Origin of the sequence: Bacillus sp. FSL K6-2839 (assembly GCF_038003365.1) — a bacterium.
Taxonomy (GTDB): Bacteria; Bacillota; Bacilli; order Bacillales; family Bacillaceae; genus Bacillus.
Genome location: NZ_JBBOOZ010000002.1, coordinates 103,163 through 120,971, shown reverse-complemented (window position 1 = coordinate 120,971; position 17,809 = coordinate 103,163). Strand labels below are relative to the sequence as shown.

Annotated in this window: 21 protein-coding genes; all 21 read left to right on the top strand. The window is 38.9% G+C overall.

The features are described 5' to 3' along the window. The first annotated feature begins 39 nt into the window (after positions 1–39). The 21 genes from degU to secA all read left to right on the top strand — a co-directional run bounded on the left by degU (position 40) and on the right by secA (position 17,792). A complete protein-coding gene (gene degU / locus MHH26_RS14745; RefSeq protein WP_008348273.1) occupies positions 40–729 on the top strand; it encodes a two-component system response regulator DegU in 690 nt (229 codons plus the stop codon). A 217-nt stretch (positions 730–946) separates the two neighbouring features. Continuing rightward, the gene (locus tag MHH26_RS14740; protein ID WP_034660152.1) at positions 947–1,789 is read left to right on the top strand and encodes a DegV family protein; all 843 of its coding nucleotides are present in this window, start codon (positions 947–949) and stop codon (positions 1,787–1,789) included. 120 nt (positions 1,790–1,909) lie between these two features. Beyond that, positions 1,910–3,289: a DEAD/DEAH box helicase gene (locus MHH26_RS14735; protein ID WP_307500336.1), complete on the top strand. Its 1,380-nt coding sequence runs from the start codon at positions 1,910–1,912 to the stop codon at positions 3,287–3,289. A gap of 66 nt (positions 3,290–3,355) precedes the next feature. Next, entirely contained in the window at positions 3,356–3,649 is a 294-nt protein-coding gene (locus MHH26_RS14730) for a late competence development ComFB family protein (protein WP_060597398.1), read from the top strand. Next, the gene (locus tag MHH26_RS14725) at positions 3,646–4,332 is read left to right on the top strand and encodes a ComF family protein (protein ID WP_340973906.1); all 687 of its coding nucleotides are present in this window, start codon (positions 3,646–3,648) and stop codon (positions 4,330–4,332) included. The genes MHH26_RS14730 and MHH26_RS14725 overlap by 4 nt, the downstream gene beginning before the upstream one ends. 56 nt (positions 4,333–4,388) lie before the next feature. Continuing rightward, positions 4,389–4,808, top strand: coding sequence for a TIGR03826 family flagellar region protein (locus MHH26_RS14720; protein ID WP_034660147.1), 420 nt, complete (start codon positions 4,389–4,391; stop codon positions 4,806–4,808). 79 nt (positions 4,809–4,887) lie between these two features. After that, positions 4,888–5,151, top strand: coding sequence for a flagellar biosynthesis anti-sigma factor FlgM (flgM, locus tag MHH26_RS14715; protein ID WP_003213252.1), 264 nt, complete (start codon positions 4,888–4,890; stop codon positions 5,149–5,151). Between the two features lie 18 nt (positions 5,152–5,169). Beyond that, positions 5,170–5,652 (top strand): flagellar protein FlgN, encoded by a 483-nt coding sequence (locus tag MHH26_RS14710; protein ID WP_034660146.1) that lies wholly within the window; start codon positions 5,170–5,172, stop codon positions 5,650–5,652. Between the two features lie 15 nt (positions 5,653–5,667). Continuing rightward, a complete protein-coding gene (gene flgK, locus MHH26_RS14705; RefSeq protein WP_307500333.1) occupies positions 5,668–7,188 on the top strand; it encodes a flagellar hook-associated protein FlgK in 1,521 nt (506 codons plus the stop codon). Positions 7,189–7,197: 9 nt separating this feature from the next. Continuing rightward, complete coding sequence (flgL, locus tag MHH26_RS14700; RefSeq protein WP_106050639.1) at positions 7,198–8,109, top strand: flagellar hook-associated protein FlgL; 912 nt, start codon at positions 7,198–7,200, stop codon at positions 8,107–8,109. Between the two features lie 48 nt (positions 8,110–8,157). Beyond that, positions 8,158–8,736, top strand: coding sequence for a DUF6470 family protein (locus MHH26_RS14695; protein ID WP_106050640.1), 579 nt, complete (start codon positions 8,158–8,160; stop codon positions 8,734–8,736). Between the two features lie 28 nt (positions 8,737–8,764). Then, positions 8,765–9,199 carry a flagellar assembly protein FliW gene (fliW, locus tag MHH26_RS14690; protein ID WP_307500331.1) on the top strand — a complete coding sequence of 145 codons (435 nt, stop codon included), beginning with the start codon at positions 8,765–8,767 and terminating at the stop codon, positions 9,197–9,199. Then, positions 9,193–9,417, top strand: coding sequence for a carbon storage regulator CsrA (gene csrA, locus MHH26_RS14685; protein ID WP_106050641.1), 225 nt, complete (start codon positions 9,193–9,195; stop codon positions 9,415–9,417). The genes fliW and csrA overlap by 7 nt, the downstream gene beginning before the upstream one ends. Before the next feature lie 161 nt (positions 9,418–9,578). Further along, the gene (flaG, locus tag MHH26_RS14680) at positions 9,579–9,920 is read left to right on the top strand and encodes a flagellar protein FlaG (RefSeq protein ID WP_060597391.1); all 342 of its coding nucleotides are present in this window, start codon (positions 9,579–9,581) and stop codon (positions 9,918–9,920) included. Between the two features lie 20 nt (positions 9,921–9,940). Continuing rightward, positions 9,941–11,455 (top strand): flagellar hook-associated protein 2, encoded by a 1,515-nt coding sequence (locus MHH26_RS14675; RefSeq protein ID WP_106036480.1) that lies wholly within the window; start codon positions 9,941–9,943, stop codon positions 11,453–11,455. A 17-nt stretch (positions 11,456–11,472) separates the two neighbouring features. Further along, positions 11,473–11,877, top strand: a complete 405-nt coding sequence (fliS, locus tag MHH26_RS14670; RefSeq protein WP_106036481.1) for a flagellar export chaperone FliS — start codon at positions 11,473–11,475, stop codon at positions 11,875–11,877. Continuing rightward, positions 11,874–12,215: a flagella biosynthesis regulatory protein FliT gene (fliT, locus tag MHH26_RS14665; protein ID WP_106043903.1), complete on the top strand. Its 342-nt coding sequence runs from the start codon at positions 11,874–11,876 to the stop codon at positions 12,213–12,215. The genes fliS and fliT overlap by 4 nt, the downstream gene beginning before the upstream one ends. Positions 12,216–12,228: 13 nt before the next feature. Next, positions 12,229–12,609: a hypothetical protein gene (locus MHH26_RS14660; RefSeq protein WP_003213093.1), complete on the top strand. Its 381-nt coding sequence runs from the start codon at positions 12,229–12,231 to the stop codon at positions 12,607–12,609. A gap of 32 nt (positions 12,610–12,641) precedes the next feature. Beyond that, the gene (locus MHH26_RS14655; protein ID WP_340973897.1) at positions 12,642–14,327 is read left to right on the top strand and encodes a methyl-accepting chemotaxis protein; all 1,686 of its coding nucleotides are present in this window, start codon (positions 12,642–12,644) and stop codon (positions 14,325–14,327) included. A 189-nt stretch (positions 14,328–14,516) separates the two neighbouring features. After that, positions 14,517–15,080, top strand: coding sequence for a ribosome hibernation-promoting factor, HPF/YfiA family (gene hpf / locus MHH26_RS14650; protein ID WP_003213481.1), 564 nt, complete (start codon positions 14,517–14,519; stop codon positions 15,078–15,080). A gap of 186 nt (positions 15,081–15,266) precedes the next feature. Further along, the gene (secA, locus tag MHH26_RS14645; protein ID WP_060597383.1) at positions 15,267–17,792 is read left to right on the top strand and encodes a preprotein translocase subunit SecA; all 2,526 of its coding nucleotides are present in this window, start codon (positions 15,267–15,269) and stop codon (positions 17,790–17,792) included. The last annotated feature ends 17 nt before the right edge of the window (positions 17,793–17,809 follow it).

The window sequence follows — 17,809 nt, the reverse complement described above, 5'->3', positions numbered from 1 at the left end:
GTTCAGGTGTAGAACAATAAACATGGGGAGGCGTAGCTTGTGACTAAAGTAAATATTGTAATTATTGATGATCACCAATTATTCCGTGAAGGTGTCAAACGGATTTTAGATTTTGAACCTACTTTTGAAGTAGTTGCAGAAGGAGACGACGGTGACGAAGCTGCACGTATCGTAGAACACTATCATCCGGATGTTGTCATTATGGACATTAATATGCCGAATGTAAATGGTGTAGAGGCTACAAAGCAGTTAGTTGAGCTTTATCCCGAATCAAAAGTCATTATTCTATCTATTCATGACGATGAAAACTATGTGACACATGCATTGAAAACAGGGGCAAGAGGCTACCTGTTAAAAGAAATGGATGCAGACACGCTCATTGAAGCAGTGAAAGTCGTAGCTGACGGAGGATCTTATTTACATCCGAAAGTTACTCATAACTTAGTAAATGAATTCCGACGCCTAGCGACTAGTGGCGTTTCAGCACATCCGCAGCACGAGGTATATCCTGAAATTCGCAGACCACTTCATATCTTAACGAGACGTGAGTGCGAAGTTCTTCAAATGTTAGCTGACGGAAAGAGCAATAGAGGAATTGGTGAGTCGCTCTTTATTAGTGAGAAAACAGTCAAAAACCACGTGAGTAACATTTTACAAAAAATGAATGTAAACGACCGTACACAAGCTGTTGTTGTAGCAATTAAAAACGGCTGGGTAGAAATGAGATAATGTTCCGGACAAGTACTCCTTTTTCGCCTGTTTTTGGTTCTCTCACATGTTAACTGGAGAGAAATGATAGGTAGATAAGGAGTCTTTTTCGGATATAACGGGCTTGCCTATTGATTAGGCAGGCTTTTTTGATTACTATTATAAATCTAATGAATAACAATGATCATTCTTTGAAAATAAAAAAGAGCAACTTAACGGATAAGGAAGGTATTTAAGAATGAAAATAGCCGTTGTAACAGACAGTACTGCTTATATACCACAAGAGCTGCGTGATAAACATCATATTCATATGATCCCTCTTAATGTCATTTTTGGCAACGAATCATACCGTGAAGAAATAGAAATGGATTGGAAGACATATTATGAAGAAGTCAAAAAGCATAAAGACCTTCCAACCACCTCTCAGCCTGCTTTCGGTGAGTTAATAGAATTATATGAAAAACTAAGTGAAACATACGATGCCGTGATTAGTATTCACCTTTCAAGCGGAATTAGTGGAACATATAATAGTGCAGCCTCAGCAAATGACCTAGTTGACGGGATTGATATTTATCCGTTTGATACAGAAACTAGCTGTATGGCGCAAGGTTTTTATGCGATAGAAGCTGCTGAAAAAATCCAAGGTGGTGCTTCTCTAGAAGAAGTGTTAGCCCATCTCAATTATCTGAAAGAGAATCAGAGAGCTTATTTTATGGTAGACGATTTAACTCATTTACAAAGGGGCGGCAGATTAAATGGTGCTCAGGCTTTTATTGGGAGCCTCTTAAAGGTAAAGCCTATACTGCATTTTGACAACAAGCTAATTGTCCCTTTTGAGAAGATTCGTACACGGAAAAAAGCCATTTCACGTATTTTTGAATTATTTGACGAAGATGCATCACGTGGTGTCCCGATGAGAGCAACACTGATACATGGTAATAGAGAAGAAGAAGCAGACGACTTAATTGCGCACTTATCAGAAAAGTATCCTCATGTTGAATTTTATAAAAGCTACTTTGGTGCCGTGATTGGCACTCATCTAGGCGAAGGCTCTATAGCTCTTGGCTGGGTGATTAGATAAATCTTAAAAAACCTCTTTTCTAATAGAAAAGGGGTTTTGTTTTTCTATTTTAGCTGTTGGACGAAAGGTCATGTCTTTGCGCATAATAGGCAAACATCAGTTGAAAGGTGTTTGGTGAAATTGAACATGGACAAAGCAATGGAACTAAGGCAGCAACTGCAGTCACGCCACCTGCTTACCGCTGAAACAAGAAGCTCACAGTCCGATTTGGATTGGCTGGAGGAGAAAGGGTTCGTCATCCGAACACCTGCTATTGAGAGGAAAGCAAATGGTCTTACTTGCTGTAGATGTGGTATATCAAAAAAGCGGTACTTTGCCCACACTCCGTGTGACATGTGTCAAAAAGATTGTGTGTACTGTAGATCATGCATCATGATGGGGAAAACAACGGAATGTGGCTTTCTTTATGAATGGACGGGTCCACAAATGGAAGAAACATGTCATACGGAATTAACATGGCAGGGAAACCTGTCTAAAGGACAAAAAAGGGCGTCCGAAAAATTGATCGAAGCGATAAAAAACAAATCTGACCTACTCATCTGGGCAGTTTGCGGGGCAGGGAAAACAGAGGTGCTCTTTTACGGAATTGAATATGCCTTACATCAAGGAATGAGTGTCTGCATTGCGACACCTAGAACAGATGTTGTCCTTGAACTAGAGCCGCGGCTTAAAAAAGCATTTCAAGGAATGAAAATAGCTGTTCTTTATGGAGGAAGCCCTCAAAGGTTCCAAATAGCACCGCTAGTGATCGCCACAACTCATCAGTTGATGAGATACAAACATGCATTTGATGTGCTTATTATAGATGAAGTCGACGCCTTTCCTTATTCAATCGATGAACGTCTCCAATTTGCTGTTTTAAAGGCAATGAGAAAGAAAGGGGTTAGGGTTTATTTAAGTGCGACGCCCTCTAAGAAAATGAAAAGAGATGTATCTCGTGGACAACTAGAAGCCATAAAAATTCCTCTGCGCTTTCACCAACAACCGTTACCTGTCCCGTCCTTTCAATGGATTGGACATTGGAAGAAGAAATTAAAAAAGAACCAGCTCCCACCTAAAGTAATGAATTGGATGCAGAAACATATCACAAAGAAGAGAAGGATTTTACTTTTTGTTCCTTCTATTTCGACCATGAAGAAGATAACGAAGGTCCTTAGAGAACACCGCTTAAATGTGGAGGGGGTGTCTGCTGATGATCCAGACAGGAAACAAAAGGTCCAGCACTTCAGAGATTATAAATACGATGTACTAGTTACAACCACCATTCTAGAAAGAGGCGTAACCATTCCAAATGTTCAAGTGGGGGTACTAGGTGCGGAATCTACTATCTTTACAGAGAGTGCACTTGTTCAGATTTCTGGTAGAGCAGGTAGACATCCCGATTTTTTTAAAGGAGATGTTATCTTTTTTCATTTTGGTTTAACGAGAAGTATGAAACAAGCAAAGAAGCATATCGTAAAAATGAATGATACAGCTGCAAAAGAGTTTTCTGAAAAATAATGTGGGTGCAACTAAATTTCATGGTACATTTATATTCTCAATACACAAATGGCAGGAGAGACAAATATGCTACTCAATGCAAAAGAAATACTACTCAAGGAAATCCTCTATCAATATCTCAACCAATTAAACATGATTTGTCACTGTGAAAAGTGTATAGAAGATGTATTAGCGATTTCACTAAATCAAGTGAAGCCTCAGTATATAACAGATATCGATAAAATATCTTACAGTAAATCCGAGATGGTGGATAAACAGAAGAATACGGCCATGCTGGTCATTCTGACAGAAGCTGCTTCAAAGGTCACCACATTTCCAAGATGCGAAAATCGTCTGCCGATAAATAAGGATAACAATTGATCTGCCTAATTTGTGAGGGGCATTTTGTCGCTGCTTTTACATGGAAATCATTACTTCTATTAAATGATGATCATCTATGTATAGCATGTAAGCATCACCTAGAAAAAATTCAACGCCCGATTTGTCCAGCTTGTGGGAGAGCACAGTCGAATGATCAATTATGTCAAGACTGTTCCAGGTGGAAAGAACGCCCTGATTCTACTACAGTACTTGTGAAAAATAGGTCTGTTTATGCTTACAACGATTTGATGAAAGATGTCCTTTCCCGATTTAAATTTCGAGGTGATACAGCTTTAGCTGAGCTTTTTAAACAAGATGTCCAAGCAGTATTTAAGCGCTCCTTTTCAATTAAAGAACCTGTGCTGATCCCGATTCCTTTAAGTAAAGAAAGGCTAAAGGAAAGAGGGTTTAATCAGTCAGTCATACTTGCTTCCTTGATTGGTCAGCCGATCCTGCAGCCGCTTGTGAAAATACATCAAAGCAAGCAGTCTAAGAGAAAGAAAAATGAACGTTTAGATCAAAAAAGAATGTTTCAAATCAAGCAGACAGATGCGATCGTTCAAAGGGATGTTATCTTAATTGACGACATCTATACAACGGGGGCCACCATTTATGATGCGGCAAGAATTTTAAAAGAAGCAGGTGCCAAAAGTGTTTCCTCTTTTACGTTGATTCGTAGTTAAAATTCAGGATAATTAACCGATAATAAGAAGAGAAAATAACGTAAGGGGTTTTGGTTATGAATCAATTGGCAAACTGTCCACAATGTAATCAGCTATTTTTAAAAACCACCATCCAAACGGTTTGTAACAAATGCTTCGAAGAAGAAGAACGTTCTTTTGATATCGTTTATAAATTCTTGCGAAAGCAAAGTAATAGACAATCAACCATTGCTGAAATAGTAGATGCAACAGAAGTTGATGAAGAATTAATCTTGAAATTTATCCGTTTGAAAAGACTTCAAATTAGTCAATTTCCGAATATCAACTATCCTTGTGAAAGATGTGGCCAACCGATCAGAAAAAACAAGCTGTGCAGCCAATGTGAACAGGATATTCATTCGCAAATGAGTCAAATGAATCAAGAAGAAGAGCGTAAAAGGGAGATTGAATCTAGGAAAAAAGACACCTATTATGCCATTAATCCTAAAAACGATTGATTCCCTAAACTAAGTTGCAGTTTGGTCGATAAAATGGATAGAATCAAGACAGACTGTAACGGAAAGCGAGAGGAATCCCGTGAAAATTAATCGATATGGAACACAACCAGTAAATCCTTACAAGAAAACATATGAGAAACAAACGTTGCAATCAAATCAAGCAAAATCAACTGATAAAGTCGAAATTTCTAAAAAGGCAATCGAAATGCAAAAGGTGCCGAATATCATGAAAGAACGCCAAGATAAAATAGACCAAATTAAAAAAAGCATTGAAGCCGGAACATATCAAGTAGATACAAAAGGCATTGCTGATAAAATGCTGAATTTTTATAAACAACAATAACAAAAGGGAGTAGCGTGAATGTCAGTTAAAATAATCATTGAAGAGCTGCATCGTCTCTATGGATTGCATGAACAGCTTTTGAAGCTGTCGAAGGATAAAACAGAAATGCTGAAAAGCAATGAGATTGATGCTCTTTCAGAGGTTCTGAATTTAGAGCAAAAATATATTCAAGCCATTTCTCAATTAGAAGAAAAACGAATTGAAGCCACAGTTCAATTTTTACAAAGTGATGAACCGCCAACCATCACCGCGTGTATCGAAAAGGCTGAAGGTTCGGATCAAGAAGAGCTCATTTCATTATATGACAAATTAAATGACATCATGGTGGAACTGAAAGATGTAAATGAACTGAACAAACAGCTCATTCAGCAGTCGCTTCAATTTATTTCACTGACATTCGATCTCGTTAACCCTAATAAAGAAAATATGAATTACGGACAAAATGGTCTTGAGAGTTCAAAGCCTAAACAGCAGAGGGCTTTGTTTGATTCAAAGGCGTAAACAAGGAGGATACCAATGGGTTCTACATTCATGGGTCTAGAAACGGCAAAAAGAGGAATCACAGCCCAGCGTGCAGGGCTTTATGTCACATCAAACAACGTGTCCAATGCAAATACGGATGGCTACTCAAGACAAAGAGTTACCTTTAAAGCAGATAATCCTTATCCAGTCATTTCTGTTTATGACGGCAAGACTTATGGCCAAATGGGGACAGGTGTTCAAGTTGGAACGGTGGAAAGAATTCGAGACAGCTTTTTAGATATGCAATTCAGAGATCATAACAATAACTTGTCTTACTACTCAACAAAATCTGATGCCCTTTCGCAAATGGAGGGGGTTATGAATGATTTGACGGATGAAGGCTTAAACAGAGCTTTTGATAACCTTTGGAAATCATTACAGGTCCTATCCGAAACAAAAAATGCCGATACAGCTTCTGCACGTACAGTTGTTAAAACAAGTGCACAGGCTTTAGTAGATCAATTCCGTTTACTTAATTCTTCTTTAACAACGATACAAAAGAATTTAAAAACAGAACTCGATTCAACAGCTAAAAATGTGAACACTATTTTATCTCAAATAGATGAAGTGAATAAACAGATTGCAGCAGTTGAGCCAAACGGATATCTCCCAAATGATCTTTATGATACGCGTGATGCTTTGGTAGATCAATTATCCTCACTCGTTGATATTAAAGTGAGTTACAATCCATCTGGCGGTAATGCACTCAAAATTGCTGAAGGAACTGTCAACATCGACATAATCGGTGCAAATGGACAATCTGCTGGAACGATTTTGAATGGCATTACGAACGAAAAATCTGAACTGCAAATCTCCTATGATAATACAACGGGACTTGTTAACTCACTTCAATTCGGAACAACAACCATTGCAGCAGATCAGCTTCAAGTGAATGGTAAAGTAAAAGCACTTGTTGAGGCTTATGGCTACATGTCAAATGGTGCTGAAAAAGGCATGTATCCGGATATGCTTGCAGAGCTGGATGAAGTAGCACAAGTATTTATGGATACATTTAACGATGTGCATAAGCAGGGGTACACGTTAAATGGCACAAGTGGACAAGACTTCTTTGATATTGAGAATAACAATGAATTGAATAAAGGCTTAGCAGCTCGTATCAAAGTGAGTGATGTCATTTTAGCATCAACAGATAATATTGCAGCATCTCTCAATCAAACAAAAGGTGACGGTTCGAATGCTACAAAATTAGCAAATATACAAGACTTAAAGTTACCAATCGGCGGCAATACAACGACGATCCAGGATTACTACCAAAATGTCATTGCTGAGATGGGGATTCAAGGGAAAAAGAACATGACGCTAGAAAGCAGTTCAGCCGCTCTTGTCAATTCAGCCAATGAACGTAGAATGTCGACGAGTGCTGTTTCCATTGATGAAGAAATGACGAATATGATCCAATTTCAGCATGCATATAATGCAGCTGCGAGAGTTGTGACATTACAAGATGAAATATTGGATAAAGTAATAAACGGCATGGGTGTCGTAGGAAGGTAGGTATAGCTGATGCGAGTCACACAAGGTATGATTTCTCAAAACTCACTTCGTAATATTAGTAAAAGTTATGAAAAACTTTCTAAAATAAATGAGCAAGCACAAACAGGGAGACGTTTCACAAAAACGTCTGATGATCCCGTTGCAGCAGTAAAAAGCCTTCAATATAGCACAGCAATGTTTCGAAATGAACAATATCAAAAAAACTTAAATGAAGCACAAAACTGGATTGATACATCTGAAACAAGTGTCACTGAAATCATTGATATTATGTCAAATGTACGAGATAAAGTGCTTGATGCGGCTAACGGAACAAAGCAGCCAGAAGATTTAGCAGCTATCGGAGTGGAAATTGGCCAGATGAAGAAACAAATCATTGACGCAATGAACACTCAGATGTTAGGTAAATTCGTATTTAATGGAACGAATACAAATGTCAAACCAGTTGTCGAGAACGCAGATGGTACGTTTACGTTTAACTTTGAAAACTATACAGATGCAAATGCCGTTAAGTCGAACATTTCTGATGGTATCACTTTAAATGTGAACTCAAATCCAATCTCAGCGTTTGGTGGACAGTCTGCCAGCGGTCAAAATGTCATTGAAATGCTGACGGATTTAGAAAACTCATTGAAAAATGGAACGTTCGCGAATTCTGATGATGCGTTAGGAAGTATCGATCAGTTTAAAGAAGTGATGAGTGCTGAGCGCTCGGACCTAGGGGCCCGTTCAAATCGTGTTGACTTAGTAGGCAGCCGTTTAACTTCACAATTCCAAGTGCTGAAAGATGCTAAATCCGATAATGAAGATGTTGAAAGTGAAAAAGCGATTCTTGATCTTCTTCAACAAGAGACTGTGAATAGAGCTGCTTTAGCAACGACGGCTAAAGTCATTCAGCCATCTCTTGTCGATTTCTTAAGATAATAAAAAGCATCCGTTGGGTGCTTTTTTGCATCATGGAGGTGTACCTATATGCAAATCCCTAGATTGTTAATGCAACAAACCTATGCAAAGCTGCAAATGTCGACAACTTCTTCTCGGCAAGAAGTAGAGCAGCCAAGAGCGGACCTTGAAATTCAGCAGCCAAGAGCTGTCATGAATATCACAAGGACACCGTCAAAATTAACAATAGACCAAACTGAGGCATTTGCCGATATGGATATCAAGTCGATTTTTAGGCGTTCTGAAGAATGGGCAGCTGAGGGGAAACGTGCTGTTGGAGAAGGAATGGGCCGAAGAGCGGAAGAAGGCAGTGAACTCATCAAGATTGAGAATGGTGGGAATGCAATTGCCGAATTTGCCAAAATCAATGGCGCTCCTCCAGCCAAACAATTCACCATTGGTGTAATTCCTTCATTCTTTAGTGTGAAAATTCACTATCAGCCATCTGAGCTTCAAATTGATGTGGAGCCTCAAAAAGCTATCATAGAGGCAACGCCTCATAAACCAATCGTTAACTACCAGCCAGGTAAGGTCAATATTGATATGTTACAATACCCAGATTTAAAAATAGAAGTTGACGAAACGGGCCAAAATGGTGATAAGGTATAGTTAAGAAAAATGAAAAAGGTCGTGAATTATGATCATTCAAACAAAATACCATGGTGAAGTGACAATCAAAGAGGAGCAAATTATCAACTTCTCTAATGGAATACCAGGATTTCTGGATCAAAAACAGTTTGTCATTTTACCTTTATCAGAAGAGTCTCCATTTTTAGTTCTTCAATCATTGAAAAACGCAGAGTTAGGCTTTATTGTCAGCAGTCCGTTTTTATTTTTCAATCAATATGAATTCGATCTAGACGAAACGGTCGTAGATATTCTAGAAGTAGAAGATGCCAATGATGTGGAAGTAATGGTGATCTTAACAATGGAATCTTCTATTGAAAAAACGACAGCCAATTTAAGAGCGCCTATTATTGTGAACCGGAAAAACATGAAAGCCAAGCAGGTGATTTTGCATGATTCAGCCTATCATACAAAACATTTGTTAGAGGTGTCATCCTCATGTTAGTTCTCTCGCGTAAATTAAACCAGTCGATTCAAATTGGCGATGATATTGAAGTCAAGATTATTTCAATCGAAGGCGATCAAGTGAAAATCGGGATCGAGGCTCCTAAGCACATTGATATTCACAGGAAAGAAGTGTACCTGTCTATTCAAGAAGAGAACAATCGTGCTGCGAGTTTATCCGTAGATCTCCTCACTCAATTATCCTCACAAAAAAAGTGAGGATTTTTTTATCTAATTCAGTTGTCCTTCTCCGTATGAAAGCGTTTCGATGTGGGTGTTTATAATCTATATGAAACTTTAACAAATCTGTCCATCTATATTTAATTTGAAAATTCAAAGCCGATATAAAAGATAGATTAAAGCACAGGAGCTGAATAACTATGTCTGTTGGTAAGTTGACATCGCTAGAGCCAATTATCGATGCATTTCAAACCCGTGTTTCTAATAACCAGAATGACAATGTAAACTCTGATTTACAAGCAAATGGCAAGGTCGTTTCAAAAGAAGAAATTGAAAAAACGCTTCAAGGAGCAAACAAGCTGATTGAACCCACTCAATTTCATCTGCAATTTGAATTACATGAAAAACTCAATGAATATTATGTCAAAGTCGTAGATAACCAAACAGAAGAAGTCATTAGAGAAATTCCTTCCAAGGAATGGCTTGATTTCTATGCGGCAATGACAGAAATTGTCGGTTTATTTGTAGATAAAAGAATGTAAGTGAAGGGAGAACATAAAAAATGGTCAATCGAATTACTGGATTTTCAAATGTGTTTGATATTGATGAAATCGTATCAAAGCTAATGAAAACTGAGCAAGCACCACTTGATAAAATGACACGCCAGAAACAAACACTTGAATGGCAAAGAGACAGCTATCGCGAGGTGAACTCGAAAGTCAAAGAATTAGATGATTTGATCAACAGTTTAAACTTAACGCGTCCAAGTACATATGGCGCAAAAAAGGTGACAAGCTCAAATGAATCTGCTGTCACAGCAACTGGCTCAACTAATGCTGCCTCTGGCTCAATCAATGTCACCCAATTAGCGACAGCTTCCGTCTTCAGATCATCTGGTACATCTGGATTTACACCAACAAATGGCACGTTTACATTCGAAGTGACGACACCAGATTCGACAAAACCGAAAACGGTGACGATCAATACTTCTGATACCGATACAATTGATGACATCGTGAAAAAGCTGAACAACTCGCAATTAGGTGTGACGGCTTACAAAGGACAGATCTTTGACGGATCAAACTATGTCGATACGGTCGCTCTCACTTCACGGACAACGGGAGAAGGTGTCAGTATTAAAGCAGCTGATGGTAATTCAGCTTCATTCTTCACTCAATTAGGCTTCCAAGTGGATGGAGATAACAAATTAGTTGCGACCACTCAAGGGCAAAAAGCACAATACGAGATTAATGGTCTGAAAATGGAAAATAACAACAATACATTTGAGCAGGCTGGTATTACGTACGAGCTTAAAGGGACAACCGATAAGCCTGTCAGCTTAAACGTTTCAACAGATGTCGATACAATCTTTGATAAAATTAAACAATTTGTTGATAAATACAATGAACTTGTTGAGCAGGTCAATGGCAAAGTCAATGAAAAAAGAAATAGGGACTATCATCCTTTAACAGCTGAAGAGAAAAAAGCAATGTCTGACAAAGAAGTGGAGCTATGGGAAACGACAGCGAAGTCTGGCTTGCTGAGAAGTGATTCCATTTTACGAGGTGGTGCCTCTAAAATAAGAAGTGATTTTTATGCTGATATTACGACAAGTGATGGGAATAGAATTCACATGACACAAATCGGAATTACCACTTCAGATAAATATAAAGATGGCGGAAAGCTTGTCATTGATGAACCGAAACTAAGAAAAGCCATTGAAGAAGACCCACAGAAGATCAGTCAAATATTTATGTCAGGTTCGCTAAATGTGGATTCAAAAGATAAAGATAAAGCGCAGCAGCAATATCAAGAACAAGGAATCATTCATCGTATCAAAAATTCCTTATCAGCCTTCACGAAGAGCATTCAAACTAAAGCTGGCAGCACAACAATGCAATTAAAGGAATACGGACTTGGTAAGGACCTTGATTCTTTAACAAAACGAATGGATACATTCCAAGATCGTTTAAAAATGGTTGAAACCCGCTACTACAAAAAGTTTAGCGCCATGGATAGCGCGATTCAAAAGCTAAACAACCAATCTGGCTATCTTTCTCAACTGCTTGGACAATAATTGGAGGTTTATAACATATGGCAATAAAGAACCCTTATGCCGCCTATCAGAAAAATTCTATTGAGACTGCAACACCTGCTGAGTTGACGCTTATGCTTTATGAAGGCTGCTTAAAGTTCATTAGACTAGCGAAGTATGCCATTCAAAAAGAGGATGCAGAAACGAGAAATGTGAACCTGAAAAAGGCTCAAAACATCATTCAAGAATTAAATGTCACCTTAAATCGTTCTTATGACGTATCAAAGAGTATGGCAAGTATGTATGATTACATTTATCGCAGACTGATTGAAGCCAATCTTCAAAATGACGAAGAGATGTTGAATGAAGTAGAGCAATACGTAACTGATTTTCGTGATGCATGGAAGGAAGTTATTCAAACCGATCGAAAAGGGCGCCATCACTCTATCGGGGGATCTCTATGAGTATTGTGGACCAGCTGCATGACCAAACATTAAAAATGGCAGCCGAAATAGCGGCAAATCCGCAAAGTGACACCTTGGTTGAAGACTTTGATGCCTTTTTGATTGAGAGAGACGAATTAATGAGAGATATTCAGCATGAGCTGACAGATCAAGAAAAAGAGAAAATCAAAGAAATCATCCAAACAGATCAACAGATGGCGAAGCAATTAACTGTGATCCAAAATGGGATCAAAGCAGATATTCAAGCCATTCAAAGAAAGAAAACAAAACAGCTGAATTATCAAAATCCATACCAGCCTATGACGAGTGACGGCGTATATTACGATAAACGGAAATAATTAGGTGAGACCTGTGGCGTATCGTTCAGATGACTATATTTTATTAACCACATATTATGAACTTCTATTTACGATAGAAGAGAGTCTAAAATATTTAGATGAAATTGAGAAGGATTTTGCTAAAACAGAAGGGGATCGGATCTTTAATGATCTGATCCATGCCTTCTTTCATTTAGAGACAACACATCCCCTTCTGCTTTCAATTATAGAAAATGAGCACTTTGCCAAAACGATTCGTTCGTTTGATCAAATTTTTTTAAGTTTTGATATACTAGCTTTCTATACATTCCCTTCAATACACTTCCAATCATTCCTTAAAGCATATTTTATACCTGAATATAGAAAGTGGATGGATGAAATACATGCCTGTATGAGGCCGTATGTCATTCATTAATTTTTGTTCAATTCAGACTTTCGGAGGAAATTATGAGACTAAAAAATCAATTTTTGTTTGGGCTTATTGTCATATGTGTATTGTTTGTCAGTATTTTAGGATTCTCAAGCTTTATCTATTACAAAACAGATCAATCCTACAAGACGCTTCTCAGTAAAGAAGTGAAGCTTTATCAGACCTCACTGGAATTAGAGGCGCTTTTGCAAAAGCAGGAAGCACAAATCAAAACTTATGTTGTCGTGCAAGATGCTGAAAATTTACAGAAAATTGAGCAAACATATGAAGAGATTAATAAGAAAACAACGGAAGCTTCAAAAATGAGCGCTGTCAAACAAGCAAAAAATCTATTAGATCAAATCTCAGAAAAGAATTATCTCTACTACACCTCAACGAACCGACTATTTAATTCATTGAATATGCAAAATCAAAAAGAATTTAACACACGCCTCAATCAAGAATTACAGCCTATCGAACAAGAAATACATACCTTTACAAAAGAATTTGCTCAAACCCAGTTGAAGCAACGTGACCAGAAAATCAATCAGCTCAATCAAGACAGTAACCAATTACTATTCACACTCATTCTAGTTAGTGCGGTCATTATTGTTGGCTTTTTGGTGATTGGGACAAGATTCGTTCATCGTATGACAAAGCCGATTGTTTCTGTCACAAATGCCGCGAGAAGGATGGCAGATGGTGATCTTACACTTGAAGAGATTGAAGTGACCTCTAAAAATGAGATTGGCCAACTCGGTACCGCTTTTAATCAAATGACGACTCATTTACGTCAACTCATTTTACAGGTGCAAAATGGATCAAGACAATTAGCTGATTCTGCTGCTCAGTTTGAGGAAACCATTCATCAAACAATATCGGCAAGTGAGCAGACGTCTAGTTCGATTGAACAGGTCGGTGAAGCTTCACGTGAACAATCAGACGCGGTCGGAAAAGTAGCTTCTGCGATTCAAGAAGTCTCGACTGGTATGCAAAATGCAGCTGAACATACATCCGATGTTTCGGGTCACTCAATTTCAGTGACTGAAAAGGCTGAAGAGGGTGCAGCACTTATTCAGCAATTTGTAAAACAAATGAACTCTATAAAAGCGTCTGTGAATGAACACCATTCCACAATGGCTCATGTACAAACCCAGTTTACTGGCATTGAAGATTTGTTAGGTCATATCCATGCCATTGCTGACCAAACGAATTTGCTTGCTTTAAATGCTGCTATTGAAGCGGCAAGAGCAGGAGAACATGGAAGAGGCTTTGCGGTTGTAGCAGATGAAGTGAGGAAACTGGCGGAAGAATCTAGTCAGCTGACAGATCAAATTAGTCAATTACTCGCGAACGTGAACAAAGATACTGAAAAATCATCACACTCGATGACAAAGGTTGAGCAGGATGTAGCAGAAGGTGTGAAAGTATCGCAATTGTCTGAACAGAGTTTTCATGAAATCCTGGAATCTATTCGTGATATTTCGATGAAAGCAGAGGAGCTTTCAGCCACTGCAGAGCAAATTTCAGCTAGTACAGAGGAAATATCTCAGACGGTTGGGGTCATTGAAGAAGGAGCCAAACGCAATTCAGAAGAGACGGAGTACATGTCTGCTGCTGTTGAAGAATCATTGGCGGCAAATGAAGAGATGAAAGCAGCGGCGGAAGATTTAAAAACCTTATCTCATTCGCTGAAAACATCCATTTCATCTTTCACGATTTAAACGTGAGCTGGTCTTTTTCAAGAATGAGCCGAATATATATTCATCACCTATCAAGCAACAGTTGAAGCACCGCAAAATTCGACAAATTTCAATGAATATTCACATTTTTTTTACGTTTGAGCAGGAGAAAAGGAGGGAAAAGTAGAAATAGGTTTACATATCCTTAATTTTAAAGGAGGCGTTCTTTACATGAATTACAATGTCAGAGGAGAAAACATCGACGTAACACCTGCACTAAGAGATCATGTCGAGAAAAAAATTGGAAAGCTGGAGCGTTATTTTGAAACAGACGTAGATGCTTCAGTCAACGTGAACTTGAAGTTTTACAATGATCAAGAATCTAAAGTTGAGGTTACCATTCCAATGACTGATCTAGCACTTCGAGCTGAGGTGCATAATGAAGATATGTACAATGCAGTAGACCTAGCAGCCAGTAAATTAGAACGTCAAATTCGAAAACACAAAACAAAAGTAAACCGTAAATTCCGCGAGCAAGGTGCCAAAAAACACTTATTTGCTGGAGGAAATGGGACGGCTGATGTAGCTGTTCAAGATGACGAAGAAATTGATGAAACAGAAATCGTCAGACAAAAACGATTCAATTTAAAACCGATGGATAGCGAAGAGGCCATTCTTCAAATGAACATGTTAGGTCATAGTTTCTTCGTCTTCACAAATGCTGAGACAAATTTGACCAATGTGGTCTATCGCCGAAATGATGGCAAATATGGACTCATTGAGCCAAACGCTTAATCTGATCTAAAAACAACCTAAAAAAAGTAAACCCGTTCCCTTCATAAGGGGCGGGTTTTTTGTGCGAAATCATTGCAAATTCTTTGGAAATGAAGGAAGGTATGGTATGATAAATGCAGGTAAATATGGACCTGTCAATCTTTTGGACATGCCGAAAAATTGCATGAAATAGAGGAGCGTTATTATATGCTTGGAATCTTAAACAAAGTGTTTGATCCTACGAAGCGTACGATCAGCAAATATGAAAAAAAAGCAAATGAAATCGAAGCTCTCGCACAAGATTTCGAGAAATTATCTGACGAGGCTTTACGAAATAAAACGATTGAATTTAAAGAAAAACTTGAAAAAGGACAATCCGTGGATGACCTGTTGGTTGAAGCATTTGCAACGGTTCGCGAGGCATCACGCCGCGTGACAGGAATGTACCCGTTTAAGGTGCAGCTCATGGGGGGGATCGCGCTTCATGAAGGCAACATCTCTGAGATGAAAACAGGTGAAGGTAAAACGTTGACATCAACAATGCCTGTTTATTTAAATGCTCTTTCTGGAAAAGGCGTCCACATTGTGACAGTCAACGAATATTTGGCAAGCCGTGATGCAGAGGAAATGGGCAAGATTTTTGAATTTCTTGGCTTAACGGTTGGCTTAAACTTAAACAGCTTAGACAAAGATGAAAAAAGAGAAGCGTATGCCGCTGATATCACGTATTCAACAAACAATGAACTGGGCTTTGACTATTTACGAGATAACATGGTGCTTTACAAAGAGCAAATGGTTCAAAGACCGCTTCATTATGCCGTGATCGATGAGGTTGACTCCATCTTAATTGATGAAGCGAGAACACCTCTTATCATTTCAGGACAAGCTGCGAAATCTACAAAGCTTTACGTACAAGCCAATGCATTTGTTCGTACATTAAAAATAGAAGATGATTTCACATATGATATTAAAACAAAAAGTGTACAGCTGACAGAAAGCGGAATGACGAAGGCGGAAAAAGCATTCGGCATCGAGAACTTATTTGATGTTAAGCATGTTGCGCTGAACCATCACATCGCTCAGGCGCTGAAGGCACATGTTGCGATGCAAAAAGATGTGGATTATGTCGTTGAAGAAGGCCAAGTCGTTATTGTTGACTCTTTCACAGGACGTTTAATGAAAGGACGCCGTTATAGTGAAGGTCTGCATCAAGCTATTGAGGCAAAAGAAGGTCTCGAAGTGCAGAACGAAAGTATGACCCTTGCAACGATTACGTTCCAGAACTACTTCCGTATGTATGAAAAGCTATCTGGTATGACTGGTACAGCGAAAACGGAAGAAGAAGAATTCCGTAACATTTACAACATGCAGGTTGTGACAATTCCGACCAATCAACCAGTGGTTCGTGATGACAGACCTGATTTAATTTACCGCACAATGGAAGGTAAATTTAAAGCAGTGGCTGAGGATGTTGCGCAGCGCTATATGACAGGGCAGCCAGTTCTTGTCGGAACAGTAGCGGTTGAGACATCTGAGCTTATTTCTAAGCTGCTTAAAAATAAAGGGATTCCTCATCAAGTGTTAAATGCGAAAAACCATGAGCGTGAGGCACAAATTATTGAAGAGGCTGGTCAAAAAGGTGCCGTCACCATTGCGACAAACATGGCAGGTCGTGGTACGGACATCAAGCTTGGCGAAGGCGTCAAAGAGCTTGGCGGTCTAGCTGTGATTGGGACAGAGCGTCATGAATCACGACGTATTGATAACCAGCTTCGCGGACGTTCTGGTCGTCAAGGAGACCCAGGGATTACTCAATTCTATCTCTCCATGGAAGATGAATTGATGCGCCGATTTGGTGCAGAGCGCACGATGGCGATGCTTGACCGCTTTGGCATGGATGACTCTACACCTATCCAAAGTAAAATGGTGTCTAAAGCCGTTGAATCATCTCAAAAACGCGTCGAGGGGAACAACTTTGATTCCCGTAAACAGCTTCTGCAATATGACGATGTACTTCGTCAGCAGCGTGAAGTGATTTACAAACAGCGCTTTGAAGTCATCGATTCTGATAACTTAAAATCGATTGTCATCAATATGATTCAATCTTCAATTGAGCGGGCTGTTGGTTCTTATACGCCGAAAGAAGAGCTTCCTGAAGAATGGAAACTAGATGGGCTTGTTGAATTAATCAACACGAACTATTTAGATGAAGGAGCTATTTCGGTCAAAGATATTTATGGCAAAGAAGCAGATGAAATCACCTCCTTCATCATGGATCGTATTAAAGAAAAATACGATGCAAAAGAAGAAACATATGGCGATGAACAAATGCGAGAATTTGAAAAAGTCATCGTTCTTCGTGCGGTGGATTCAAAGTGGATGGATCATATCGATGCAATGGATCAGCTGCGTCAAGGGATTCATTTACGCGCGTATGCACAAACAAATCCGCTTCGTGAGTATCAAATGGAAGGATTTGCGATGTTTGAGCATATGGTTGCTTCAATCGAAGATGATGTAGCCAAATATGTCTTAAAATCAGAAATTCAAAACAACCTAGAACGTGAAGAAGTCGTTCAAGGCCAAACAACTGCTCATCAGCCTCAAGAGGGTGATGAGGAGAAGACAGTGAAAAAGAAGCCGGTACGTAAAGTCGTAGACATTGGGCGAAACTCACCATGTCACTGCGGAAGCGGCAAGAAATATAAAAATTGTCATGGGAAGACAGAATAAGTAATGGAAAGAGGTGA